The organism is Rhizobiales bacterium NRL2 (assembly GCA_001664005.1).
GTDB lineage: Bacteria > Pseudomonadota > Alphaproteobacteria > Minwuiales > Minwuiaceae > Minwuia.
The window spans coordinates 3,279,398-3,303,263 of record CP016093.1; the positions used below are offsets into that span (position 1 = coordinate 3,279,398).

Below are 23,866 nucleotides of genomic sequence, written 5' to 3' on the forward strand. Positions count from 1 at the left end.
GTCCCTCCCCGGCGCACTGGCGCCACGGGAAGTGTGCCGTCAACCGCCCGCCGCCGCAAAGGAAGAGAGCACAGGGCTACTCCGTGTCGGGCGCGGGCCGGTTGGCGCGTTCCTCCACGAACCGCTCCAGATCCTTGAAGGCGACGCGCCAGTCGCGGCCGAACTTCACCGCGCGGAGGGAACCGTCATTGATCCAGCCGCGCACGGTCGTCTCCTTCATCTTCAGGAGTTCGGCCACCTCGTGAATCGTGAGCATCGGTCGTGACAGCATGGTTCAAACCATATGATCCTTGGGTTCCGGCGAGGCAAGGTTGATATCAGTTTGAATCAGTTTATTGACATTCATATCTGTTTCTATATCTCAGCGTCAATTTTCACCAGCAAGAGAGACTTCGACATGATAACGCGCGCGATTGAGAAGTTCATCAATCAGACGGCTTCCACCCCGGTCGCCGTGACGCGCGTTTCCCGCCGACGCCCCGCAGGAGAAGACCAGGCCCGCCCGGCGCGCGACTGAGGGGGCCGACATGACCGAGATACTCTCGCTCGCGGCCGGCAACCTGCTGAGCCCGATGGTTCTTTTCTTCGCGCTGGGGCTGGCCGCCGGTCTGGCGCGCTCCGACCTCGCGGTCCCGGAAGTGCTGGCCAAGGGCATGGCCCTCTATCTCATGCTCGCGATCGGCCTGAAGGGCGGCGTCGCCCTGTCGGAGACGGGCCTCACACTGGCCGTGATCGCCATGCTCGCCCTGGGGGCGGCGCTCAGCTTCCTGCTGCCCTTCCTCGCCTTTTTCCTTCTGCGAGCAACGACAGGCATGTCGGCAACGGATGCCGGCTCCGTCGCCGCGCACTACGGCTCCATCAGCGTGGTCACCTTCGTCGCCGCCAGCACCTTCCTGACCGAGGTTGGCGTCGTCCATTCCGGCGCCATGGTGGCGGTGGTCGCCCTCATGGAAACGCCGGCCATCGCCGCCGGCCTCCTGCTGGTCCACATGAACCGGCAGAAGACCGCCGACAGCGAACCGGAAGTGGGCGGCAGGCTGGTCCGCGAAATCCTGCTGAACGGTTCGATCGTGCTGCTGATGGGCTCCTTCGTCATCGGCTGGATCACCGGCGGCGAAGGCTTGGAAGCGGTCTCCCCCTTCGTCGTCGACCCCTTCAAGGGCGTGCTCTGCCTCTTCCTTCTCGACATGGGGCTGGTGGCCGCCAGCCGCCTGAGAGAGGCAAAGGGCATCGGACCGTCGGCGCTGCTGTTCGGGATCTACATGCCGCTCATCTCGGCGGTGCTCGGCTGCGGCCTGGCGGCCCTGCTGGGGGTTCAGGCGGGCGACGTCATGCTGTTCGGCCTGCTGGCCGCCAGCGCATCCTATATCGCCGTTCCGGCGGCAATGCGTCTGGCGCTGCCTGACGCCAACCCGTCGATCAGCCTGTGTCTCAGCCTGGGCGTCACGTTCCCCTTCAACCTCGCCATCGGCATTCCGCTCTATCTGGGCTTCGCGCGCTGGCTGACCGGCTAGGGCCGGATTTCATCGAAGCGTTCGAAGGCCCGGCGCATGACGGCGATGTCGGGGGCGACCCCGGTGAACAGTTCGAAGGCGCGGACCGCCTGGTGGATCGCCATGCCCTCTCCCGACAGGGTCTGGCAGCCGAGCGCGCGCGCGGCCCGGAGAAACTCGGTTTCCAGCGGCAGGTAGACGATGTCGGCGGCCCAGTGGGCGGAGCCGAGCAGATCGAGCGGCAGCGGCGCGCCGGGAAGCTTGTCCATGCCGACCGGCGTCGCGTTGACGATGCCATCGGCCGAGGCGGCTTCGCCCGCCACATCGGCCGCCATGCGAACGCGGTCGGCGCCGAAGCGCCCCGCCAGCCGCCGGACAAGTTCATCGGCCCTGTCCGGCTCGACGTCCAGCAGGACAAGTTCTCCGACGCCGCAGTCGAGCAACGCGCGCGCCACGGCGGCCCCGGCCCCGCCGGCCCCGAGCTGCAATACCCGGCGGCGTACGACGCCGGTCATCCGTTGCTGGAAGCTCTCGCGGAAGCCCCAGTAGTCGGTGTTGTGGCCGGTGCTTCGGCCGCCGCGGAAGACCACGGTGTTGACCGAGCCGATCTCGTCGGCTTCCCGCGCCACGTCGTCGAGCAGCGGCAGCACCGCCTGCTTGTAGGGATGCGTGATGTTGAGGCCGGAGAAGCCGAACATCGCCGCCTGGTCCAGCAACTGCCCCAGGTCGGGCCCCGCCGGCCCCATCCGGTCCGTGTCCAGCAGGCGGTAGACCAGCGAGCGCCCGAGGTGCCACGCCGCGGCCTCATGCATCGCCGGCGTGCGCGAGAGACCGATACCGCTGCCGATCAGGCCGACCAGCACGCCCGCCAACGCCTCCGCGCCGCCCCGGTTTTCAGTGTTCTTCCAGTTCATGGACCGGCCTCCGCCATCACGCTGGCGGACATGTGTTGTGCCGCCCGCCCGGCGACTATAGTGCGGCGGATCACAACGGGAGGAGCGGATGTTGGATCTGGGACTGGAAGACAAGGTCGCCGTCATCACCGGCGGCAGCGACGGACTGGGACGGGCCACGGCTCACCGCATGGCCGCCGAGGGGGCGAAAGTGGTGATCTGCGCGCGGCGCGAGGATTATCTTCAGACGGTCGCCAGTGAACTTACCGACGAGACCGGCGGCACGGTGCTGGGGGTGCAGGCCGACGTCTGCAAGGCCGCCGACTGCGAGAAGCTGATCGAGGCGGCGCGCGAGGCCTTCGGCGGCGTCGACATCCTGGTCAACAACGCCGGCGCCTCGGCCGCGGCGGGCTTCATGGACGTTACCGACGAAGGCTGGCAGGCGGACTTCGACCTGAAGATCATGGGCGCGGTGCGAATGTGCCGCGGCGTCATCCCCATGATGCAGCAACGCGGCGGCGGGGCGATCGTCAACGCCACCATCGGCTGGGGCAAGGCGCCGGGCTCGGCCAAGCTGCCCACCAGCCTGTCGCGCGCCGCCGGCATCAACCTGACCAAGTCGCTGTCCAACGAATACGCCGCCGACAACATCCGCGTGAACACGGTCTGCATCGGCCTGATCAAGAGCGCCCAGTGGACGCGGCGCGCCGACGGCGACGCGGAACTGGCGGCACTCTACGACCGGATGTCGGAACAGGTCCCGCTCGGCCGCATGGGCGAGGCAGAGGAGTACGGCGATCTCGTCGCCTTCCTCTGTTCCAAGCGCGGCGCCTACATCACCGGCACGGCGATCAACCTCGACGGTGGCATGTGCCCGGTGGTGTAGGACCGGGGAGGCGACCGTAGCGTGCGGCGATGCCCGACTTCCTGAACAGCCTGGCCGGAATGCCGACGCCCCTGGCGGGCTTTCTCGGCAGCCTGGCCGCCGGGTTGATGAGCGGCGTCGGCGCGGCGCTGATTCTGCTGGTCGACACGCGCAACGAGCGGGCGGAGGTGCTGCTGCTGGGTTTCAGCGCGGGAGTCATGCTGGCCGCGACCTCCTTCTCGCTGATCGTGCCGGGCGTGGATGCGGCCCTCGCCGGCGGGTCCAGCCCCATGGCCGCCGCCTTCATCATGGCCGCCGGCCTGATGCTGGGCGGCGTGGCGCTGTGGCTGATCAACGCCTATGCGCCCCATGAGCATTTCGTGGGCGGCCACGAGGGGCCTCCGGCCGAGAGCCTCAGCCGCATGTGGCTGTTCGTCATCGCCATCACACTGCACAACTTCCCCGAAGGCCTGGCGGTCGGCGTCGGTTTCGGCGGCGACAAGCTCTCCGACGGCGTGCCGCTGGCGGCGGGCATCGGCCTGCAGAATATCCCGGAAGGTTTCGTCGTCGCCCTGGCGCTCGCCTCGGAAGGCTACTCGCGGAGCCGGGCCATCGGGATCGGCCTGCTCACCGGGCTGGTGGAGCCGGTCGGTGGCCTGGTGGGCGCCGCCGCCGTGACCCTCAGCGCCGCCGTCCTGCCCTGGGGCATGGCCTTCGCCGCGGGCGCCATGCTGTTCGTCATTTCCGGCGAGATGATCCCGGAAACGCACCGGGAAAGGCGCGGCGTTCTGCCGACCTTCGGCATCCTCATCGGCTTCGCCGTCATGATGGTCCTCGACATCGGACTGGGCTGACGGGCCGTCACGGAACCGATCAGGACTGTCATCAACGAGTCACAGCGAATCGCTATCACCGCCTCAAACAGGAGGTGGCTGGTGCTGGAAGTCTCGCAGATCAGAAAGGAATTCGGCGGCCGCGTGGTGGCCGTCGACAATGTCAGCTTCGGCGCCGACAGGCCCCAGATGATCGGCGTGATCGGGCGCTCCGGCGCCGGCAAGTCGACCCTGCTCAGGATGATCAACCGCCTGACGCCGGCGACCGCCGGCGAAGTGCTGGTGGAGGGCCGCGACATCCTGCGTCTCAAGGGCGCCGAGAAGCGGGCCTGGCAGCGCGACTGCGCCATGATCTTCCAGCAGTTCAATCTGGTGCCGCGGCTCAACGTCGTCACCAACGTGATGCTGGGCCGCCTGAACGGCCACGGCGCGCTCCGCAGCCTGTTCTCCATCTTCGGTGACGACGACATCGAACGCGCCCTGTCGGCGCTGGACCGCCTCGGCATTGCCGGCCAGGCGCTGCAGCGCGCGGAGACGCTCTCCGGCGGCCAGCAGCAGCGCGTCGCCATCGCCCGGGCCCTGACCCAGAACCCGAGGATGGTCCTCGCCGACGAGCCCATCGCCTCGCTGGACCCGCTGAGCGCCGAGGTGGTGATGAAGTCGCTGCGCGAAATCCACGAGCGCGACGGCCTGATGGTCATCTGCAACCTGCACACCCTGGATACCGCCCGCGCCTATTGCGACCGGGTCCTCGGCATGCGGCAGGGCAAGCTGGTGTTCGACGGCCCGTCGAGCGAACTCAGCCCGGCCGTCGTGCGCGACATCTATGGCGCAGACCACGAAATCGACGAGGCGGCCACATCCACGTCGATCGGACCGGTCCCGCGCCCCGCAGAGCATATCGGCCCGGCGGCCGTACCCGCCTGAGGACAATGCCGCGCCGCGACAACCATCTTCGTTCGAGTCCAAATCCGAGAGGGAGACGACCATGAAGTACACCACCATCCTGGGAGCCGCCGCGGCGGCGATGATCTCGACCGGCGCGCTGGCGCAGGACAAGATCGACGAGTTCCGCATCGGTATCCTCGGCGGCGAGAACGCCTCCGACCGCCTGCGCTCCAACGCCTGCCTGGAGGAGAAGACCGAGAAGCTGCTGGGCGTGCCCGTCAAGCTGTTCGCGCCGGCCGACTACAACGGCGTCATCGAGGGTCTGCTGGGCGGCAACCTGGACATGGCCTGGCTGGGCGCGTCCGCCTACGCCAAGGTCCATCTGACCAACCCTGACGCGGTCGAACCGGTGCTGACCAAGATCAATACCGACGGCTCCTTCGGCTACCACTCGATCGGCTTCGCCCGCATCGACAGCGGCATCGAGAACCTGGACGACATGAAGGGCAGGAAATTCGGCTTCGGCGACCCGAACTCGACTTCCGGCTATCTGATCCCGTCGGTCGAAATCCCGAAGGCCGGCTATTCCATGAAACCGGGCGAGCACTTCAGCGACGTCGTCTTCACCGGCGGTCACGAACAGACAATCGTCGCGGTGCAGAACGGCGATGTCGACGGCGGCGTGAGCTGGGCCGACGGCCTGGGCAACTGGGAAGACGGCTTCAACTCGGGCGCCTTCCGCAAGGCCGTGGACGCCGGCCTGGTGGACATGACCCAGCTGAAGGAGATCTGGCGCTCCAAGGTCATCCCCGAGGGCCCGATCGTCCTGCGCAAGGATCTGCCTGAAGACGTCAAGCTGAAGGTCGTCGGCATGCTGGCCAGCCTGCCATCGATGGATCCGGAATGCGCCTACGGTTTCATGGCCGGCGAGATCAAGGCCATCGCGCCGATCTCCCACGCCGACTATGAGAGCATCGTCGCCGCGCGCCAGGCGAAGTCCAACTGATCATCGTCTGACCCGAGCAACGGGCGGTCCGGATCGCCGGGCCGCCCGCGCTCTTCCTGCCAGCGGCGGCCCCCACCCATGAACACGTCCCTGTTCCACGAAGAACTGCTGCGGATGAAGCGCCGCCGCCAGCTCTACTCCATGGCTGTCGTGGCCATCGCCGCCGCGGTCATCGTCGCGGGCTACGGCCAGGCCAATTCCATGAACTCCGGCGGGTTCCTGAGCGGTCTGGAGCAGTTCTTCGACTATCCGGGCGAGATCGTCGTGGAGGCCTGGCAGGCAGGCCCTGCCTTCTTCGACCTGCTCATCCGGTTCCTGCCGGCCCTGATCGAGACGCTGAACATCGCCGCCGTCGCCACGATCCTGGGGGGCCTGGCGGCCGTGATCTTCGCCTTTCTGGGCGCCTCCAACCTGAATGTCTGGCCGCCGGCAGTCCCGGTTGCGCGCCGCCTCATGGACCTGTTGCGCGCCTTCCCCGAACTCATCGTCGCACTGTTCCTTATCTTCGTCCTGGGCACCAGCCCGGTGCCGGCGATGATCGCCGTCGCCCTCCACACCACCGGCGCGCTGGGCAAGCAGTTCTCCGAGGTCAACGAGAACATCGACCGCAAGGCCATCGAGGGCCTCGAGGCGGTCGGCGCGAGCTGGTTCCAGCGCATGAAGTTCGGCGTCCTGCCGCAGGTGCTGCCCAACTATCTGAGCTATTTCATGATGCGCTTCGAGATCAACGTACGCGCTTCGGCCATCCTCGGCTTCGTCGGCGCCGGCGGCATCGGCTCCGAGCTTCGCCGCACCATCGGCTGGGGCCAGGGCAGCGGCGACGAGACCGCGGCGCTGTTCCTGCTGCTGATCATGGCCATCTTCGTCATCGACCAGGCGTCATCCTGGATGCGCCACCGCGTGTCCGGCGGAGGGCTGCCGGCATGAGCGCCCCGGCGATGGGCATGGACACCGGCGAGGCGGTCCCGACGCGCGGCCGGATCGCCCGCTCGGTCCGCATGCAGTCCCGGATCGGCTTCGCCATGCTGGCCGGCGTGCTGATCTATCTCGCCTATGCCTGGACCGCCTTCGACGTCAGCGGCCTGATCGCCAGCGCCCGGCCGGAACGTGCGGCCCTGCTGGCGACGGACGCGGTCGCCCACAAGGTCCATGTCGAGAAGTCGTTGCGTTTCGACAAGCTGGTGATCGCCGTCGAGGGCGAGCGCACGGCGACCTACAAGACGCCGCCCGAGTGGGTGGACATCGACGGCGAGCGGGTCCGGGTCGATCTGGGCGACGGCTACACGGCCCTGATCGAAGGCCGCACGGTGATCCTGAACGCGCCGGACTATGGCGAGATCCGGGTGACCGCCACAAAGGACGGCGTTGAAACGGAATTGCCGGCGGGCGAACAACCGGACTGGCTGCGCGCCACCGACGCCAAGTTCGACGCCAGACCCAGTCTGGCGCAGCGCGTGCAGGTCTCCCGCGCCAAGATCGAGGTGCACCGCTATTTCCTAGGCTGGGAGAATTTCTTCTTTCCCTTCGATTCGCCGCTCGCCGCCTTGTCCTTCGGCGAGGTCACGGATCTCGTCTTCGACGGCCGCCGTCTGGACCCGGAACGCTCCAACGCCGCGCTGGTGTTCCGCAGCTTCTGGGAGAACCCCGACTGGCAGCACGGCAACGTCTTCGTGGCCCTGCTGGAAACCCTGCTGATGGCCGTGCTTGGCACCTTTACCGCCGCCTTCGTCGGGCTTCCGCTGGCGTTCCTGGCGGCGCGCAACTTCACGCCCTCGGGCACGCTGCGATTCATCGTCAGACGCGTGTTCGACTTCCTGCGCGGCATCGACATGCTGATCTGGTCGCTGATCTTCATCCGCGCCTTCGGCCTGGGGCCGCTGACCGGCGCGCTGGCCATCGCCTTCACCGACACGGGCACGCTGGGCAAGCTCTTCTCCGAAGCGCTGGAGAACATCGACAGGAAACAGGTCGAAGGCGTCAACGCGACCGGCGCGTCGAAGTTGCAGACCTATCGCTTCGGCGTCATCCCGCAGATCCTGCCGATCTTCGTCTCCCAGGGCCTCTACTATCTGGAATCCAATACCCGCTCGGCAACGGTGATCGGCGCGCTGGGCGCCGGCGGCATCGGCCTGATGCTGGTGGAGACCATGCGCACCTCGCGCGACTGGGAGAACACCCTCTACATCATCATCCTGACGATCCTGCTGGTGATCGCCATGGACAACCTGTCGGGCCTGCTGCGCCGCCGGTTGATCCGGGGCAAGCCGGACTGATCGTCCGCGCCTTGCGGCAGATCAAGACAAGCGCCCTGTGAACCTGAGAGACTGGTCCCCGTTCGCCACCGCGAAGAGGGGAAGGGCCCGTGAACCGGTTGAGCCGATTTATGGTCACAGCCGCCGTCCTGGCCGCTGCGGCGCTGCTGTGGCTCCCGCCCGCGACGAGCCTGTCGCCGGCCGCGCTCGCGGTTGCGGCGACGGGTATCGTGATGGCCGCGCTCTGGATGACGGAAGCGCTGCCGCTGGCGGCCACCGCGTTGCTGCCGCTGGTCGTCTTCCCGCTGCTTGGCGTCATGCCGCTCGACGCGCTTGGCCGATCCTACGCGCACCCGCTGATCTTCCTGTTTCTGGGCGGCTTCATGCTGGCGGCGGCGATCGAACGCTGGGGCCTGCACCGGCGGCTGGCGCTGGCGGTGATGCGGCTGGCCGGAAAGCGGCCTTCGGGGATCCTCGCGGCCGTCATGGCGGCGACCGCCTTCCTCAGCCTGTGGATCTCCAATACCGCCTCGGCCATGGTGATGGCGCCGATCGCGGCCGCGATCGCAGCCCGTGAGGGCGCGAACTCGCCCTTCGCCACGGCGCTGATGCTGGGCGTGGCCTACGCCGCCACCATCGGCGGCATGGGATCGCTGATCGGTACGCCGCCCAACGCCCTTTTCGCGGCCTACATGACCGAGAGCCACGGCATCGAGATCGGCTTCGCCGACTGGCTCGCCGTCGGCCTGCCGGTGGTGGCGATCATGCTGCCCGCCGCCTGGCTGCTGCTGGGCCGGATGCTCTACCGGCTGCCCGAAACCTTCGACGCACCGCCCGAAACGGCCCTGCCGCCCTGGACCACGGGCGAGCGGCTTGTCGCCATCGTCGCGGGGCTCACGGCGCTGGCCTGGATCACGCGTCCGCTCACCGCTTCGCTCCTTCCGGCGATCGAGATCAGCGACGGCGGCATCGCCATGGCGGCGGCCGTGGCCCTGTTCGTGCTGCCGGCCGGAGGCGGCTCCCGCCAGCGTCTGCTGGACTGGCCGACGGCGGCAGGCATCCGCTGGGACGTGTTGTTGCTCGTCGGCGGCGGGCTGGCGCTGGCGTCGGGGATCGAGCAGTCGGGACTCGCCACATGGATCGGCGCCCAGGCGTCGGTTCTGAAGTACTGGCCGGAGTTCCTGGTACTGCTGGCGATCGCGGCAACCATCGTCTATCTGGGCGAACTGGCCAGCAACACGGCAATGGCAGCGATCTTCCTGCCCGTCGCCGGCGCGATGGCCATCGGCGCCGGCGCGGCGCCGCTGACCTTCGCCCTGCCCGTGGCGCTCGCGGCCTCCATCGGCTTCATGCTGCCGGTGGCGACGCCGCCCAACGCCATCGTCTTCGGCAACCCGGCGGTGGGCCGCGTGGACATGCTCCGCGCCGGCGCCATACTGAACCCCATCGGCCTCGTCGTCGCGCTCGCCGCCGGCATGCTCATCGGACCACTGGTGTTCTGAGACCGCTCAGCCGGTAGCGGGGGTCTGCCGCCCGGCCGGTGCGAAATGGCTGAGCGCATACCATTCACCGAACGCCGCGATTTCCGCCCGATCGCCCTCCAACTCGAGATCACCGGTATTGCGGGCGGCCGCGATGGTTCGATGGCCAAGCCAGATTTCGACCAGCGTGCGGATATGCGCATGGATCCACAGATCGACCTCGAAGCCCGGATCGCGCACGCACATGTCCACCTCCGGCCCCTCGAAGACCAGCCAATAGAACCGCCGGGCCGCAGGCACGCCCTCCAGGTGAAAGCGGACCACCCGGCGCGGCTCCACGTCTCGATCGGCGATCAACGCGCTCTGCCGCAGTTCCCACATCAGCAGGTCCGGATCGAGATTGGCCTCCTGCGTGATCTCCCTGCGAAGCCATTTCTGCGCCCAGGCGCCCATACGGTCGAGCACCGGAAACAGTTCCTCGCCCGCCGGGGTCAACCGGTAATCGTGGCTGCGTCCACCCTCCGGCACAGGCCGCTTCTCCACGATATTGGCGGCCTCGAGTTCCTTCAGCCGCCGCGACAGCAACGCCGGCGACATGCGCGGCACGCTGGCCTGAATGTCGTTGAATCGCGTCGCGCCGCAGAACAGGCCGCGCAGGACCAGCGGCGTCCAGCGCCCGGCCATCACTTCGGCGGCGATGGCGATGGGGCAGTACTGTCCATAGCCTTTCTTTCCCGACATGTCCGCAGGCTACGGATCACCTGCCGCTGCGGCAACTACACATGCTGAAGTTGAGCGTCGGCGCTTCGAAGTCGATCCTCCCGGCCATGGAACCGGCGAGACATGGAGACCGGAAATGACCCGACAGATCGATCTCGACGCCCTCCTCGGCGAGCTGGGCCCCGCCTTCGCCGCCCGGTCGGCGGACCATGAGGCAGAAGATCGCTTCGTGGCCGAGAACTACGACGCGCTGCGCGACCGCCGCGTCTTCTCGGCTCTCGTACCATCGGAAATCGGTGGCGGCGGGGCGAGTCACGAAGCCATGTGCGGCTTCTTGCGCGCCCTCGCCCGGCACTGCCCTTCGACGGCGCTGGCCCTGTCGATGCACCAGCATCTGGTCGCGGCCGCGGTCGCCAACGACCGGGCCGGGCGACCCGGCCGCGCGCTGCTGGAAAAGGTCGCCGCCAACGAGGCGATATTGATCAGCACGGGCGCGAACGACTGGCTCGATTCCAATGGCGAGGCGGTTCGCGTCGACGGCGGCTACCGCGTCAGCGCGGTGAAGCCTTTCGCCAGCGGCTCGCCGAAGGGCGACGTGCTGGTGACCTCGGTCGCCCACCCGGCCGGGCGGGACGGACCCGAGGTGCTGCATTTCCCCGTGCCGCTTCATGCAGAAGGCGTGACCTCGCTGGACGACTGGCTGGTCCACGGGATGCGGGCCACCGGATCCCAGACGATCAGGCTGGAGAACGTTTTCGTGCCCGATGAAGCCGTCGCCATGCGCCGCCCACAGGGGCCGTTCCATCCGGCCTTCGCCGTCATACTGACCGTGGCGCTCCCGCTGATCATGTCGGTCTATACCGGCATCGCAGAGGCGGCGAGCGTGATTGCCACGAAGCGGATCGAAAGCCAGAGCTGCGATGCCATCGCCGCGATCCAGGTCGGGGAGTTGGAGAACCTTGTGACCACCGCCGACATTGCGGTCCGCGATGGCATCCGCCTCGCCAACGGACTTGATTTCGAGCCGACGGCGGAGATCGCCAGCCAGGCGCTGGCGCGAAAGACCATCGCAGCCAATGCGGCCATCGCCGGCGTCGAGAAGGCGATGGAGATAGCGGGTGGCGCGGGATTCTTCCGCAAGACGGGGCTGGAGCGGCTACTCCGGGATGTAAGGGGCGCACGCTACCACCCCTTGCCAGAGAAAAAGCAGGTTCTGTTCACCGGCCGCCATGCGATCGGCCTGCCCCCGGTCGCCTCGATGACAACGGGAATGCCCCGGGCCGCGGCCTGAGACCGCTCAGCCGGCGCGCCGGCCCTTGAGCCAGGTGTCGGCGGCCATGTCGGCGTATTCCTCGGGGCCGACCGGGCCCGCCGGATCGTACCAGATGTAGGTGTAGTTGATCATGCCGACCAGCATCATGGTGCGCGCCGAAAGGGTCCGGCGGTCCCGGCCTGCAGCCGGATCGCAGGCGGCGATCAGGTCGCGCACGACGGCGAGGATGTCGCGCTGCTTCGCCTCGATGGCCGCGCGGTCGGCCTCGGCCAGGTTCTGGAGATCGTGCAGCAGGGTGACCTGAAGATCCTTCGAGGCGGCATTGATCCTGACGAAGGTCCGGACCGTCTCGCGGAAGCGCGCCTCCGGTTCACCCTCCCCCGCCGCCGCCCGGCGCACCGCAGCCAGCATCATGTCCAGATGCTCGTGCAGCATCTCCGAGAGCAGCGCCTCCTTGGAGGCGAAGTAGTGGTACAGCAGGCCGCGCGAGATGCCGTTCGCCTTCGCCAGATCGGCGATCGAGGTATTGGCGTAGCCCTGCCCGGCGAAGACCGTCGCCGCCCGCCTCAGGATACCCTGGCGGATTTCGTCGTAGTTTTCGGCCTGCGTGCGCGCCATTCGTCCGCCCTGTCTCCGCGGGTCAGCTCCGAACCAGAACCCGCTGCGCCTTGGCTTCGTAGCGCGGCAGGGCTCCCGCCGGATGACACTCCACCGGCACCTTCAGGCCCAACCGGCTGGTCAGGCTGCGGCCGACCGCATCGGCGAGGTCATCGGGGTTGCCGTTGTAGCCGTTCTCCTGCTCGATCGCGACCGTCAGGCTGTTCGGCGAACTCCCCGGCTGGTCGACATAGATCTGCCAGGCTTCCTTGACCGTTCCCGGCGTGGCGGCCACCACATCCTCGATCTGCGACGGATAGACGATGACGCCACGAACCTTCAGCATGTCATCCGATCTGCCGATGATGCGCCCGATCGCGCCCATGCCCTTGCGGCCGCACGGACAGTCGCCTGAATGCTCGGCCACGCGCACCAGATCACGGGTGCGCCACCGCACCACCGGCGACGCCTCCTTGTCGAGCGTGGTCACGACAAGTTCTCCCACTTCGCCCGGACCGACCGGGGTCAGTGTCTCGGGGTCGAGGATCTCCACCAGCACACTGTCTTCGTTCATCAGGTGCATCTCGTCGCGCTCATGGCTCCACGGACAGGTGCTGGCAACAATTGGGCCGCCGGCTTCGGTCGTGCCGTAGGTGTTGAACGAGCGGAATCCCTCCGGCATCTCGGCTTCCAGTTCGTCCCGGAACGCACGGGAGACCGACTGACCGCCGATCACCGCATGCTGCAGTTTCCAGTGGCGTTTCGGATCGATGCCTTTCTCCTTGGCTGCGCGTATCAGACTGGAAAGAAAGACGGGGGAGACCGTCGCCAGCGTCCACGCCATGTCCTTCAGCCATTCGACAACGAGATCGCTGCGGCCGGGACCGAGGGGGAAGTTCGTCACCCCCAGTTCCGCCATGCCGATGTCATAGGCCAGGCCGCCGGCCCAGAGTCCGAACCCGAAGCCGTTATAGCCCCGGTCGCCCGGCCGCACGCCGTGACTGTAGAGCTGGCGGGCGACCTGCCGGGCCAGCAGATCGATGTCGCTGGCGGTGAACCCGAACAGGACCGGCAGGCCGGTGGTGCCCGACGTGGCGCAGAAGCGCTGCACGGCGGCCGTCTCGACCCCCAGCATGGGCAACGGATAGCGTTCCCGAAGCTGCGACTTCTCCAGGAAAGGGAGCGCCGCCAGCGCCTGGCGGTCGGCAAGATCCCCGGGCTTCAGACCGGCCTGACGGAAATGCTCGACCCATTCCGGCGACCGGGCGAGGCGTTCGCCCAGCGCCGCCAGTTTGCCGTTCTGGAGTTTCAGAAGATCATCACGCTCCAGGGCTTCGATTTCGGGTTCGAGCATGGTTTCGTTCGGCTTGCGCATCGCGTTTCGTCCTCCCCGTCAGGATACCGTTCGCCGCTTCCCCCGTCGGCGCACTCGCGACCGTTGCGTCCTGAGCAGCGTTGTATTATAAACCGGACGACCGTTCAATGAATAACCGCGGGACGCCAGCCATGAATCTTTCGGTACAGCCGACCGATCTTTCCGACCGTATCCGGGACGAGCACATCCACGGCTCCCTCTACACCGACCCGGCGGTGTTCCAGGAAGAACTGGAGAAGATCTGGTACCGGACATGGGTCTATGTCGGGCACGAGAGCGAAGTGCCGGAGGCCAACGATTTCGTGCTGAAATCGATCGGCCCGCAGCCCGTGATCATGACCCGCGGCGCGGACGGCGAGGTCCACCTGCTGCAGAACCGCTGCCCGCACCGCGGCAACCAGGTCTGCACGCGGGCGAAGGGCAACGCGCGGCGCTTCACCTGCCCCTTCCACAACTGGACTTTCGAGAATGACGGCCGGCTCGCCGCCTATGCCTTCCCCGAGGGTTATGCGGGCCGCGACATGTCGGAACTGGGGCTTGGCCGCGTGCCGCGGGTCGCCAGCTATCGCGGCTTCGTCTTCGGTTCCTTCGCCGGGACCGGCCCCAGCCTGGCGGACCATCTGGGCGGCGCCGCTGAAACCATCGACCGGCTCTGCGAACACTCGCCCGAGGGCGAAGTGGAACTGACCGCAGGATTCCTGCAGCACCGGGTGAAGGCGAACTGGAAGTTCGTGCTGGAGAACGAGACCGACGGCTATCACCCGGCCTTCGTCCACGCGTCGATCTTCAAGGTGGCGGAAAGCGGGCTGGGCGGCCTCTACGGCGACCGCTCGACGGCCCTGACCCGCGATTTCGGCAACGGCCATACCGAGATCGACCTTCGGCCCGAGTTCCGCCGCCTGGACAGGCCCATGGGCTGGTTCGGCACGACAGCGGAGAAACTGCCGGACTACACGGCGGCGATGACGGCGGCCCACGGGGCGGACAAGGCGCGCGAAGTCATGATCGACGGCACGCCGCACGTCATGATCTTTCCCAACCTGTTCATCGCCGAGATCCAGATCTTCGTCATCCAGCCGCGGGCCGTCGACGACACGGTCCAGCACGTCACGGCCTTGCAGTTGAAGGGCGGACGGGAGATGAACCGCCGCCTGCGGCAGCAGACCATGGGCTCGGTCGGCCCGGCCGGTTTCCTGCTGGCCGACGATTCGGAGATGTACGAACGCACTCACCGCGGCGTGCAGAGCCTGCAGCCCGAATGGCTGTTCCTCGGCCGCGGCGACCACCGCGAGCGCCGCGACGCCGACGGCTACATGGTGGCGCACGCCACCGACGAGGTGCCCTCCCGCGGCATCTGGCAGCACTACCGCCGTCTGATGGAGGCGGCGTGATGCTGGCGCCCGCGACCGACGAGACCCTGCTCCGCCGGGTGGAGCAGTTCATCTATCTGGAAGCCCGTCTGCAGGACGAGCACGAATACGCGGCATGGGAGGCGCTCTGGACCGACGACGCCATCTACTGGGTGCCGGCCAACGGGGCCGACATCGATCCCGAACAGCAGATGTCGATCATCTATGACAACCGCAGCCGCATCGGGGTGCGCGTCCGTCAGTTGATGACCGGCAAGCGCCACACCCAGGAACCGAAATCCTCGATCCGCCACTTCGTCACGAACATCGAGATCATCGGGCGCAGCGGCGGCGACATCGCGGTCGGCTGCAACGTCATGGTCTACGAGTCGAACCTGCGCGGCGAAACGATCTGGGCGGCGCGCACGGACTACACGCTGCGCGAGGCGGACGGCGCGCTGAAGATGGCGCGCAAGAAGGTGGCGCTCGTGAACAACGACAAGCCGCTCTACACCCTCTCCTTCCTGATCTGAGCCCGGAGGTCCCAATGAACGCCGACAGCGCAACCATCGCCGAGGGGAATGTCCTGCTGACCATTGAGGACCGCGTCGCCCATATCCGGCTGAACCGGCCCGACGCAGCCAACGGCATGTCGGTGGAACTGCTCCGCGACTTCTACGATGCGGTCATGGCCGTGCACGAGGCCGACGACGTGCGCGCCGTCCTGATCACCGGCGCGGGCAGGAACTTCTGCGCCGGCGGCGATATCCGCGCCTTTCATTCGAAGGGCAAGGACCTGCCGGCCTATATCCGCAAGGCCACCGCTTATCTGCAGGACGCCATGCAATCCCTGATGCGTCTCGACGCGCCGGTGATCGCCGCCGTGCAGGGCTACGCCACCGGCGGGGGCGGCTTCGGCATGGTCTGCGCCGTCGACCTGGTGGTGGCCGCCGAGAACGCGAAGTTCCTGGCCGGCGCGACCAAGGTCGGCATGGCCCCGGACGCCGGCACCACGGCGACGCTGCCGGCCATCGTCGGCCAGCGCCGGGCGACCGAGATCCTGCTGCTGAACCCGACCATGACCGCGGCGGAGGCGCACGATCTGGGCATCGTCAACCGGGTGGTGCCCGAGGCCGAACTCTTCGACGCCGCCATGGCGATGGCGAAGGAACTGGCCGCAGGCCCGCCGCTCGCCCAGGCGGCGGTGAAGCGGGAAATCCGCAATCACGCCAAGCTGCCCGTCGAGGCCGTCTTCACCGAGGAGGCCCGGACCGTGGCCGAGCTCTCCGGCACCGACGACGCGCTGGAGGGCCTTGCCTCCATGATCGAACGCCGCCCCGCGAAGTTCACGGGGCGGTAGTTCCATTGTCATCCCCGCCGCCGCAGGCGCGCGGGGATCCGCAAACGGCCTGGCTCTCCGCAAATCCCGCCGCGATCCCCGGCCGCGCTTCGCGCGAACGGGGATGACATCGAAAGGGCCGCCCCCTAGCCTCCCTCTGGGGAGACCGAGGGGAGGCGCGAGATGACCTGGAACCTGCCGGACTATGACGACCTGCCGGTGATCGAGAAGATCGGCCTGCGCCACGCCTGGGGCGTCTTCGGCGAGAATGACGAGCTGGGCTGCATCAACCTGCTGAGGCCCGAATGCCGGCTGGCGGCGGCGAAGGAGATCCGCCAGGGCAAAGTGGTGAACCTGTCATTGCCGCTGAACGAGCCCGATCCGCCGCTTTTCGGCCGCCAGCCACTACATCACGAGATCTTCAACCTGGACCGCAACACGCTGGACGACCGGCTGGACTCGCTCTATCCGCAGGCTTCGAGCCAGTGGGACAGCCTGCGCCATGTCCGCGCCCGGGAATTCGGCTACTGGGGCGGTGTGATGGAGGACTTCAAGCCCGGACCGGGCCGGCTCGGGATCGAGCACTGGGTCGAACACGGCATGGTCGGCCGCGGCGTCCTGCTGGATATCGCCGGCTGGTTCGCTGACCGCGACGAGCACTACCACGCGCTGAAGCCCCGCGCCGTGACCGCCGCCGAGCTGGAAGCCGTCGCTGCGCATCAGGGCGTCAAGATCGAGCCCGGCGACATGCTCTGCCTGCATTTCGGCTGGGTCGAGGCCTACCGGGCACTCGACCGTTCGGCCCGGGAGAACTACGTCGACAACATCACTCACGCCGGCCTGAACGCCTCCGAAGAGGAAGCACGGCGGTTGTGGAACTGGCACCCGGCAGTGCTGGCCTGCGACAATCCGGCGGTGGAAGTCATACCGGGCGACCCGGCGATCGGCTCGCTGCACCGCCGCGTCCTGCCGCTGATGGGCTTCTGCCTCGGGGAGATGCTGGACTTCAGCGCGCTCACCCGGGAATGCCGCACGGCCGGCAAGTGGACCTTCATGATGACCGCCGTTCCGCTCAACCTGCCTGGCGGTATCGGCTCGCCCGCCAACGCCATCGCCATCATCTGAGGAGAGGCGCCATGTTCGACCGGCTCATCCCGACCATGCTGGTCGGCAGCTATCCCCAGCCGGCATGGCTGGTCGACCGCGACGCCCTGCTGGGCAGCGCCCCGCCACGGGTGCGGATGGCGCAGGTCTGGCAGCCTTCGGCGGACGTTCTCGAGGAAGCGCAGGACGACGCCACGCTGATCGCCCTGCGCGACCAGGAGCGCGCCGGAATCGACGTCCTCGGCGACGGCGAAGTCCGGCGCGAGAGCTATTTCAACCACTTCGCCAATGCGCTCGACGGCATCGACATCGACAACCCGGGCACCGTTCCGGGCCGCACCGGCAAGCCGACGCAGGTGCCCCGGGTCGTCGGGCCCATCCGCCGCACGCGGCCCGTGCAGGCGCGCGAGGTCGCCTTCCTGCGCGGCCAGACGGACAAACCGATCAAGATCACCCTGCCCGGCGCCTTCACGATGGCGAAGATGGCCAGGGACGAACATTACAGCGACCAGGAAGAGCTGATCGCCGCCTACGCCGACGTGCTGAACGCAGAGATCCGCGATCTCAAGGCGGCCGGCGCGGACGTCATCCAGCTCGACGAGCCGCACATGCAGGCCCACCCGGAGGAAGCGCGCCGCTTCGGCGTCGCGGCCATCGACCGGGCGCTGGACGGGATCGAGGGACCGACGGTGGTCCATGTCTGCTTCGGCTATGCCTATGTCGTGAAGGACAAGCCGTCGGGCTACTCCTTCCTCGCCGAACTCGATGCCTGTTCGGCCGGCGCCATCTCCATCGAGGCCGCGCAACCGAAGCTGGACCCGGCCATCGTCGAACGCCTGCCGTCCAAGCGCATCGTCTACGGCGTGCTCGATCTGGGGGACGAGGCCATCGAGACGCCCGAGACGGTCGCGGAAAGGCTGCGTGGCGCGCTCGCGCACCTACCGGCGGAACGGCTGATCGCGGCGCCGGACTGCGGCATGAAATACCTCGCCCGAGACGTCGCCTTCGGCAAGCTCAAGGCGCTGGCCGAGGGCGCGGCGATCGTCCGACGGGAGGTCGCAGGCGTGTGACCGCTCAGAACATTCCCACAACCACCATGACCGCGAGAAGGGCCGCCAGACCTGCGGTGATGTAGATGAAGTTCTGCATCTCTCGGCCTCCACTCATTGTTCCCGCCTTCATTGGCCGACAAGGAAGGCGCGCTACGCTGATCGATTCATGGGAAGAGGTTGGCCGCCGGGCGGCGCGCTTCAAGACGCCACCGCCCACGCAAGCGATGCGTCGCATCCGCCGGACGGGCACGGTCTATTCGCCGGCGGGGCTGTAGCCGGTCGGCGTTTCGTCGGCCAGGGCCATGGAGCGGACGAAGTCCTCCATGTCCATCAGCGGGATGGCCTTGCTGTATTTCGCCAGCCCGAAGGAGTCGGTCAGGTGGAGGTTCGCGGCCAGGGCCGCGTCGTCCGGCATCTCGTAGATGTAGACCATGTCGTACTCGCCATAGCTGCCGAACTGGGCGATCGGCCTGCCGCCGAAATCGGCGATCGCCTTGCGGTGGATCGCGGCGCGGTCGCGCATGTCGGGGTTCTTCACCATGGCGCGTTTCTGGTCGTTCTCGTACTTGACCATGTAGAGGACGAGCTGGCCCATGACCCGCGCCTCCCTATTCGAACGGCGCGAAGGCGGCCAGCATCCGGCCCGGCGCCTTCGTGTCGTCCGGCGCATGGACGGGCTGGATGCAGACATGGTCCGCGCCCGCCTCGAAATGCGCGTCGATGACGGCGCGGATCGCCGCCTCGTCGCCATTGGCGACCATGGCGTCGAGGAAACGGTCGTTGCCGCCGTCGGCCAGTTCGTCTTCCGTGAAGCCCAGCCTGAGCCAGTTGTTGCGGTAGTTGGGCAGCGGCATGTAGCGCTCCAGCTCCTTCCGGGCCAGATCGCGGGCGCGCGCCTTGTCCGTCTCCAGGCAGATCTTCTGTTCGACGCAAAGCCACCTGTCCGGCCCCAGCGCCTCGCGGGCGCGGCGGGTATGCTCGGGGGTGACGTTGTAGGGGATGGCGCCGGCGGTCATCTCGCGCGCCAGGTCGAGCATCTTCGGACCCAAGGCAGCGACGAATGTGGTGCGCGAGGGATCGTCGAGGCCCGGTCCGTCCTTGCCGCGGAGCGCCGTCAGATACTCCCGCATGGCTGTGAGCGGCTTGCCGTAGCTGTGGCCGCGCAGGCGCTCGACCATGGGCGCGTGGCTGACGCCGAGCCCCAGCATGAAGCGCCCGCCCGAGATCGCGTTCAGCGTCATGTGGCCCTGACGGGCGGCGAAGGCGTCGCGGGCGTAGATGCTGGCGATGGAGCTGCCAACCAGCAGGCGTTCAGTCTGGCCCAACAGGAACGCGCCCTGGGACATGGATTCATAGCCGACCGATTCGGGATACCAGAGCGCGGCGTAGCCCAGCGCCTCCACCTGCCGCGCGAAACCCTTGAGCTGTGTCGCGTCGAACTTGTGCGTGGCGTACCAGACGCCCAGCCGGCCGATCTTTTCCATCGCGTCGCCTCCCCTGTTTCAGGCGGCGATGGTCGCCGCTTGCGCCGTGCGGTTCAAGCGGCGAGCGAGACGGGAGAGTTTCCCGGGGGCGCGCTGCAGCGGCTTCTGTCCGCGGAAGCTAGCCGGTCAGCCCTTCCTCCAGGGCCTTGATCTGCAGCGCCAGGTATTTCGAGTAGATGCGGCACTGCGCCAGGCTGCCGGCGATGAACCACAGGCCGGGCTGACACGTGCGGCGGAACATGGCCCTGAGCTCCTGGTCCTCGCCGAAGCCCCAGACCGGTCCCACCCGGTCGGCCACGGCGTCGCCGAACAGACGCCGCACCAGCCATTCCTGCTCGCGGTAGCCGGTGGCCAGCACCACCAGATCGGCGTCCCGCCGTTCGCCGTCGCGCAACGTCATGCCGCCTTCGTCGAAACCCTCGATCTCGTCCCATTGCACGAGCCCGATCTCGCCAGCGGCGATCAGGTCGGAACAGCCGACATTGAAGTAATAGCCGCCGCCGCGGGTCAGGTACTTGAACTGCCAGCCGGTATCGTCCTCGCCATAGTCGAGGCGGAAGCCGGCCCGTTCCAGCCCGGCGAGCAGGTCCCGGTCCAGTTCCCGCGATCTCGCGGTGAAGGTCTGGTGCGAGGCGCGGGCCAGGGCGAGCGGCGTGCTCGCGACGATCAGGTCGCAGTCCTCCAGCGGCGGACCCTCGGAATAGAGAGCATAGGGAAGCTGGGCGCTCGGCTCGATATTGACCACCATGGTCGGATTGCGCTGGACCATGGTGACGCGTGCGCCGCTGGAATGAAGATCCTGGGCGATGTCGTGGCCGCTGTTGCCGGTGCCGATGACGATGGCGTCCCGGCCCGCGAAGTCCTCCCCGTCGCGGTACTCGGCGGAGTGCATCACGGGACCATGGAAGTTCTCCAGCGACGGGATCTCCGGACGGCTGGGAATGCCGCTGACGCCGGTGGCCATGACGACGTGACGCGGGTTCATCGTCCTGAGCGAGCCGTCCTCGCGGCGGAGCGAAACCGTCCACCGGCCCGCTGCCTCGTCCCATTCGCCCCCCTCGAACTCGGTGCCGGTCCAGACATTGAGCTCCATTGCCTCGGCATAGGCCTCGAACCAGCCCGCCAGCTTGTCCTTGGGGATATAGGTCGGCCAGTTGGGCGGAAACGGCATGTAGGGCAGGTGATTGACCTGCACCTGGTTGTGCAGGGTCAGGGCGTGGTAGCGCTTGCGCCAGTTGTCGCCGACGCGCCAGTGCCGCTCGACCACCAGCGTGTCCACGCCAAGCTGGCCGAGGCGGGCCGCGATGGCGAGGCCGGCCTGGCCCGCGCCGACGACGATCGCCACCGGATCGTGCTCCGCATAGGCCGCTTCCGCCTGCCGCTGATCCAGCCAGTTCGGACCCCGGAAATCGCGGGAATGCGACTGGCCGGTGGGCCGGTTGCTGCCCAGCCTCTCCTCATGCCCCTTCAATTCGTCGAGTGCAGTGAGCAGGGTCCAGGCCCTGGGTTCGCCATCCGCGCCGGCGCGCAGCCGCAGAATGCCGCTGCCTCGGCCGAGCCGGGTCTCGAAATCGAAAAAAGCTTCGACGCACTCCGCGCCGGCGCGCTGCACCGTCCGCGGCGCAGTCCGGTCACGCGCGGCCCGGAAGCCCGAGGGTCCGGTCCCGGCGGCATGATGCGCCAGCGCGCTGGCGACTTCGGCGCGGCCACTGACCGTTCCGATCGTCCAGGTCAGCGCCACCACGTCGCGCCAATGGCAGTCCTCGGCGAACAGCGGCGCGAGCGCCGCCGCCTCGCCCGAGGCCAGCGCTCGCCCGAAACGGCCGAGCCATTCGTCGATCGCATCCGTCTGCCGCGCGGGCGCCGTGTCGGCCATGCCATTTCTCCAGAACGTCTCCGTACAAGCCTAGGGAACTTGCGCCGGCCGACGCAACTCGTTGCACGCCGGCGTGGCATGCGTGGCCATTTCGTGGGCAGTGCCGGGTCCCCGATGGCCGCGCAGGGGTGGCCCCGCGCTGGTGCGGGTCTTGCAGCCGGCACGGACGGAAAATCCGGCAAGGGAAGGATCGGGAATGAACAAGCCGCCGACGGATGCGGGAACGGCAAGGCGCCGGCTTGGCGCGGGGGACAGCTATCACTGGCGCGTCGACGAGACTGTCGTCGACATGGCAATGCCGCTCCCCGAGCCGCGCCGCGCCGCCATCGCCGCCGAGCCGCAGTCGGTGGTCTGCGACCTGAACCGCACCGCGCTGGTGGTCATCGACATGCAGAACGACTTCTGCGCGCCGGGCGGCTGGGTCGACCATCTCGGGCAGGATTTCACACCGGACAGGCGCCCCATCGAGCCTCTGAACACGCTGATCCCGCCCCTCCGCGAAGCCGGGGTGCCGATCATCTGGGTCAACTGGGGCAACCGGGCGGACCTGGCCAACATGCCGCCGAACCAGATCCACCTCTACAAGCCCGACGGCGGCGGCATCGGCCTGGGCGAGCCCCTGCCCGGCAGCGGCGCGCCTGTACTGCAGAAGGACAGCTGGGCCGCCGCCATCGTCGACGAACTCGACACCGATCCGGGCGACATCTTCGTCGACAAGCACCGCATCAGCGGCTTCTGGGATACGCCGCTGGACAGCATCCTGCGCAATCTGGGCACGCGGACCATCCTGTTCGCCGGGGTCAACACCGACCAGTGCGTGCTGCATTCGCTGACCGACGCCAACTTCCTGGGCTATGGCTGCATCCTGCTGGAGGACTGCTGCGCCACCACCTCCCCGGAATTCTGCACCGAGGCCACGGTCTGGAACGTCAGGAAATGCTTCGGCTTCGTCAGCGATTCCACGCACGTCCTGGCGGCCCTGCGCGAGATGAAGGACTGAGAACCCCGGCGCCCGCCGCGAAAGAGGCTGGCGCCGGCGCGCGCCGTTGCGCATCCTCGCCGGGCATCGGAATCGGGAACGGGTGGCGCGCGTGGCAAGGACGGCCGCCGGCAGACCGCCCGGGCGCGGCGGCGGCCGCATGACCCGGGTCGAACTGCTGACACAGAAACTCGCCGAGGACATCCTCGACGGCCGGCTGAAGCCTGGCGCGAAGCTGGACGAACAGGGTCTGGCCGACCGCTTCGGCGTCTCCCGCACACCGGTCCGGGAAGCCATCGGTCAGCTGGTCGCCATGGGCATGCTGGAAAAGCGCCCCCATGTCGGCGCTGTCGTCCGCCAGGTCACGGCCGAGCGCCTGAGCCAGATGTTCGAGGTCATGGCCGAGCTGGAAGCCGCCTGCGCGCGCCTGGCGGCCGAACGGATGACGGCCGCCGAGCTCGGCGAACTGCTGGCGCTGCACGAGGAGACCCGCATCGCCGTGGAGGACGGGGACCACGAGGCCTACGAGGTGCTCAACCGCCGTTTTCACAATGCGATCTACAGCGGCACCCACAACGACATGCTGGTGGACACGACCCTGGAGGCCCGCCGCCGGGTGGCGCCCTATCGCCGCGCCCAGTTCTCGGTGGCCGGCCGCGTGGCGGCCTCCTACGACGAGCATGGCGATGTCGTCGCCGGCATCCGGCGGCGCGACGGCGAACGGGCCTATCAGGCCATGCGCGCGCACATCCGGACCGTGAAGGACGCCTCCATGAACTATGTCGCGCAGACGCTCAATCTCGATACGGACAGATCCTGAAATATTACGTAACATCAATATATTAAATAATATTGCATACAAAATGCCGAATTCTCCGACACTCTGCGCCCGAATTGTGCAGCGCACATATTTTCGCCACCGGCCAGGCCCGATCTCCGCAACCGATTGAATTCATTTGAATGTTTCCAATCCCCTCCGACCGGTCGCGCCGAGAGGCTGCCCCCGC

Annotated in this window: 25 protein-coding genes; 17 read left to right on the forward strand and 8 right to left on the reverse strand. The window is 67.7% G+C overall.

Annotation, left to right across the window (positions count from 1 at the left end; translation table 11 throughout):
- Window positions 1-76 precede the first annotated feature (76 nt).
- The gene (locus TEF_15270) at window positions 77-271 is read right to left on the reverse strand and encodes an excisionase (GenBank protein ANK82000.1); all 195 of its coding nucleotides are present in this window, start codon (window positions 269-271) and stop codon (window positions 77-79) included.
- Between the two features lie 12 nt (window positions 272-283).
- Here TEF_15270 and TEF_15275 point away from each other — a divergent pair, with 12 nt between their 5' ends.
- Both TEF_15275 and TEF_15280 read left to right on the forward strand, forming a co-directional pair.
- Window positions 284-517: a hypothetical protein gene (locus TEF_15275; GenBank protein ANK82001.1), complete on the forward strand. Its 234-nt coding sequence runs from the start codon at window positions 284-286 to the stop codon at window positions 515-517.
- Window positions 518-527: 10 nt separating this feature from the next.
- Window positions 528-1,514: a sodium-dependent bicarbonate transport family permease gene (locus TEF_15280; GenBank protein ANK82002.1), complete on the forward strand. Its 987-nt coding sequence runs from the start codon at window positions 528-530 to the stop codon at window positions 1,512-1,514.
- Here TEF_15280 and TEF_15285 read toward each other — a convergent pair.
- The gene (locus TEF_15285; protein ID ANK82003.1) at window positions 1,511-2,407 is read right to left on the reverse strand and encodes a shikimate dehydrogenase; all 897 of its coding nucleotides are present in this window, start codon (window positions 2,405-2,407) and stop codon (window positions 1,511-1,513) included. The two genes, TEF_15280 and TEF_15285, sit on opposite strands and share 4 nt — an antisense overlap.
- A 91-nt stretch (window positions 2,408-2,498) precedes the next feature.
- Between TEF_15285 and TEF_15290 the strand changes: the two genes are divergently transcribed.
- From TEF_15290 to TEF_15320, 7 genes are all read left to right on the forward strand, one after another.
- Complete coding sequence (locus TEF_15290; GenBank protein ANK83524.1) at window positions 2,499-3,272, forward strand: short-chain dehydrogenase; 774 nt, start codon at window positions 2,499-2,501, stop codon at window positions 3,270-3,272.
- Window positions 3,273-3,331: 59 nt separating this feature from the next.
- On the forward strand, window positions 3,332-4,105 hold the full coding sequence (locus TEF_15295) for a protein gufA (protein ANK83525.1): 774 nt from the start codon (window positions 3,332-3,334) through the stop codon (window positions 4,103-4,105).
- An 81-nt stretch (window positions 4,106-4,186) separates the two neighbouring features.
- Window positions 4,187-5,011, forward strand: a complete 825-nt coding sequence (locus TEF_15300; GenBank protein ID ANK82004.1) for a phosphonate ABC transporter ATP-binding protein — start codon at window positions 4,187-4,189, stop codon at window positions 5,009-5,011.
- A gap of 100 nt (window positions 5,012-5,111) precedes the next feature.
- Window positions 5,112-5,978: a phosphonate ABC transporter substrate-binding protein gene (locus TEF_15305; GenBank protein ID ANK83526.1), complete on the forward strand. Its 867-nt coding sequence runs from the start codon at window positions 5,112-5,114 to the stop codon at window positions 5,976-5,978.
- 78 nt (window positions 5,979-6,056) lie between these two features.
- Window positions 6,057-6,905 (forward strand): phosphonate ABC transporter, permease protein PhnE, encoded by an 849-nt coding sequence (locus TEF_15310; protein ANK82005.1) that lies wholly within the window; start codon window positions 6,057-6,059, stop codon window positions 6,903-6,905.
- Between the two features lie 11 nt (window positions 6,906-6,916).
- Window positions 6,917-8,251, forward strand: coding sequence for a phosphonate ABC transporter, permease protein PhnE (locus tag TEF_15315; GenBank protein ANK83527.1), 1,335 nt, complete (start codon window positions 6,917-6,919; stop codon window positions 8,249-8,251).
- A 110-nt stretch (window positions 8,252-8,361) separates the two neighbouring features.
- Window positions 8,362-9,732, forward strand: coding sequence for an anion transporter (locus TEF_15320; protein ANK82006.1), 1,371 nt, complete (start codon window positions 8,362-8,364; stop codon window positions 9,730-9,732).
- 6 nt (window positions 9,733-9,738) lie between these two features.
- On the opposite strand, the gene TEF_15325 is transcribed toward TEF_15320, so the two are convergent.
- Window positions 9,739-10,452, reverse strand: coding sequence for a hypothetical protein (locus tag TEF_15325; GenBank protein ID ANK82007.1), 714 nt, complete (start codon window positions 10,450-10,452; stop codon window positions 9,739-9,741).
- Window positions 10,453-10,567: 115 nt separating this feature from the next.
- On the opposite strand from TEF_15325, the gene TEF_15330 reads away from it, so the two are divergent.
- Window positions 10,568-11,722 carry an acyl-CoA dehydrogenase gene (locus TEF_15330; GenBank protein ANK82008.1) on the forward strand — a complete coding sequence of 385 codons (1,155 nt, stop codon included), beginning with the start codon at window positions 10,568-10,570 and terminating at the stop codon, window positions 11,720-11,722.
- Between the two features lie 6 nt (window positions 11,723-11,728).
- On the opposite strand, the gene TEF_15335 is transcribed toward TEF_15330, so the two are convergent.
- Together TEF_15335 and TEF_15340 are read right to left on the reverse strand one after the other, a co-directional pair.
- Complete coding sequence (locus tag TEF_15335) at window positions 11,729-12,322, reverse strand: hypothetical protein (protein ANK82009.1); 594 nt, start codon at window positions 12,320-12,322, stop codon at window positions 11,729-11,731.
- Window positions 12,323-12,344: 22 nt separating this feature from the next.
- Entirely contained in the window at window positions 12,345-13,655 is a 1,311-nt protein-coding gene (locus tag TEF_15340) for an acyl--CoA ligase (protein ID ANK83528.1), read from the reverse strand.
- 152 nt (window positions 13,656-13,807) lie between these two features.
- On the opposite strand from TEF_15340, the gene TEF_15345 reads away from it, so the two are divergent.
- The 5 genes from TEF_15345 to TEF_15365 all read left to right on the forward strand — a co-directional run bounded on the left by TEF_15345 (window position 13,808) and on the right by TEF_15365 (window position 18,538).
- The gene (locus tag TEF_15345; GenBank protein ID ANK82010.1) at window positions 13,808-15,067 is read left to right on the forward strand and encodes a ring-hydroxylating oxygenase subunit alpha; all 1,260 of its coding nucleotides are present in this window, start codon (window positions 13,808-13,810) and stop codon (window positions 15,065-15,067) included.
- Window positions 15,067-15,558 carry a ring-hydroxylating dioxygenase subunit beta gene (locus TEF_15350; GenBank protein ANK82011.1) on the forward strand — a complete coding sequence of 164 codons (492 nt, stop codon included), beginning with the start codon at window positions 15,067-15,069 and terminating at the stop codon, window positions 15,556-15,558. The genes TEF_15345 and TEF_15350 overlap by 1 nt, the downstream gene beginning before the upstream one ends.
- A gap of 14 nt (window positions 15,559-15,572) precedes the next feature.
- On the forward strand, window positions 15,573-16,385 hold the full coding sequence (locus TEF_15355; protein ANK82012.1) for an enoyl-CoA hydratase: 813 nt from the start codon (window positions 15,573-15,575) through the stop codon (window positions 16,383-16,385).
- A 162-nt stretch (window positions 16,386-16,547) separates the two neighbouring features.
- Window positions 16,548-17,489, forward strand: coding sequence for a hypothetical protein (locus TEF_15360; protein ID ANK82013.1), 942 nt, complete (start codon window positions 16,548-16,550; stop codon window positions 17,487-17,489).
- Between the two features lie 11 nt (window positions 17,490-17,500).
- Window positions 17,501-18,538: a 5-methyltetrahydropteroyltriglutamate--homocysteine methyltransferase gene (locus TEF_15365; GenBank protein ANK82014.1), complete on the forward strand. Its 1,038-nt coding sequence runs from the start codon at window positions 17,501-17,503 to the stop codon at window positions 18,536-18,538.
- A 235-nt stretch (window positions 18,539-18,773) separates the two neighbouring features.
- On the opposite strand, the gene TEF_15370 is transcribed toward TEF_15365, so the two are convergent.
- The 3 genes from TEF_15370 to TEF_15380 form a co-directional block, all read right to left on the reverse strand.
- Window positions 18,774-19,115: a hypothetical protein gene (locus tag TEF_15370; GenBank protein ANK82015.1), complete on the reverse strand. Its 342-nt coding sequence runs from the start codon at window positions 19,113-19,115 to the stop codon at window positions 18,774-18,776.
- A 13-nt stretch (window positions 19,116-19,128) separates the two neighbouring features.
- The gene (locus TEF_15375; protein ID ANK82016.1) at window positions 19,129-20,004 is read right to left on the reverse strand and encodes a hypothetical protein; all 876 of its coding nucleotides are present in this window, start codon (window positions 20,002-20,004) and stop codon (window positions 19,129-19,131) included.
- A gap of 118 nt (window positions 20,005-20,122) precedes the next feature.
- Window positions 20,123-21,880 carry a monooxygenase gene (locus tag TEF_15380; GenBank protein ID ANK82017.1) on the reverse strand — a complete coding sequence of 586 codons (1,758 nt, stop codon included), beginning with the start codon at window positions 21,878-21,880 and terminating at the stop codon, window positions 20,123-20,125.
- 196 nt (window positions 21,881-22,076) lie between these two features.
- Between TEF_15380 and TEF_15385 the strand changes: the two genes are divergently transcribed.
- Both TEF_15385 and TEF_15390 read left to right on the forward strand, forming a co-directional pair.
- A complete protein-coding gene (locus TEF_15385) occupies window positions 22,077-22,880 on the forward strand; it encodes an isochorismatase (GenBank protein ID ANK82018.1) in 804 nt (267 codons plus the stop codon).
- 139 nt (window positions 22,881-23,019) lie between these two features.
- Window positions 23,020-23,679 (forward strand): hypothetical protein, encoded by a 660-nt coding sequence (locus TEF_15390; GenBank protein ID ANK83529.1) that lies wholly within the window; start codon window positions 23,020-23,022, stop codon window positions 23,677-23,679.
- Window positions 23,680-23,866: the final 187 nt, after the last annotated feature.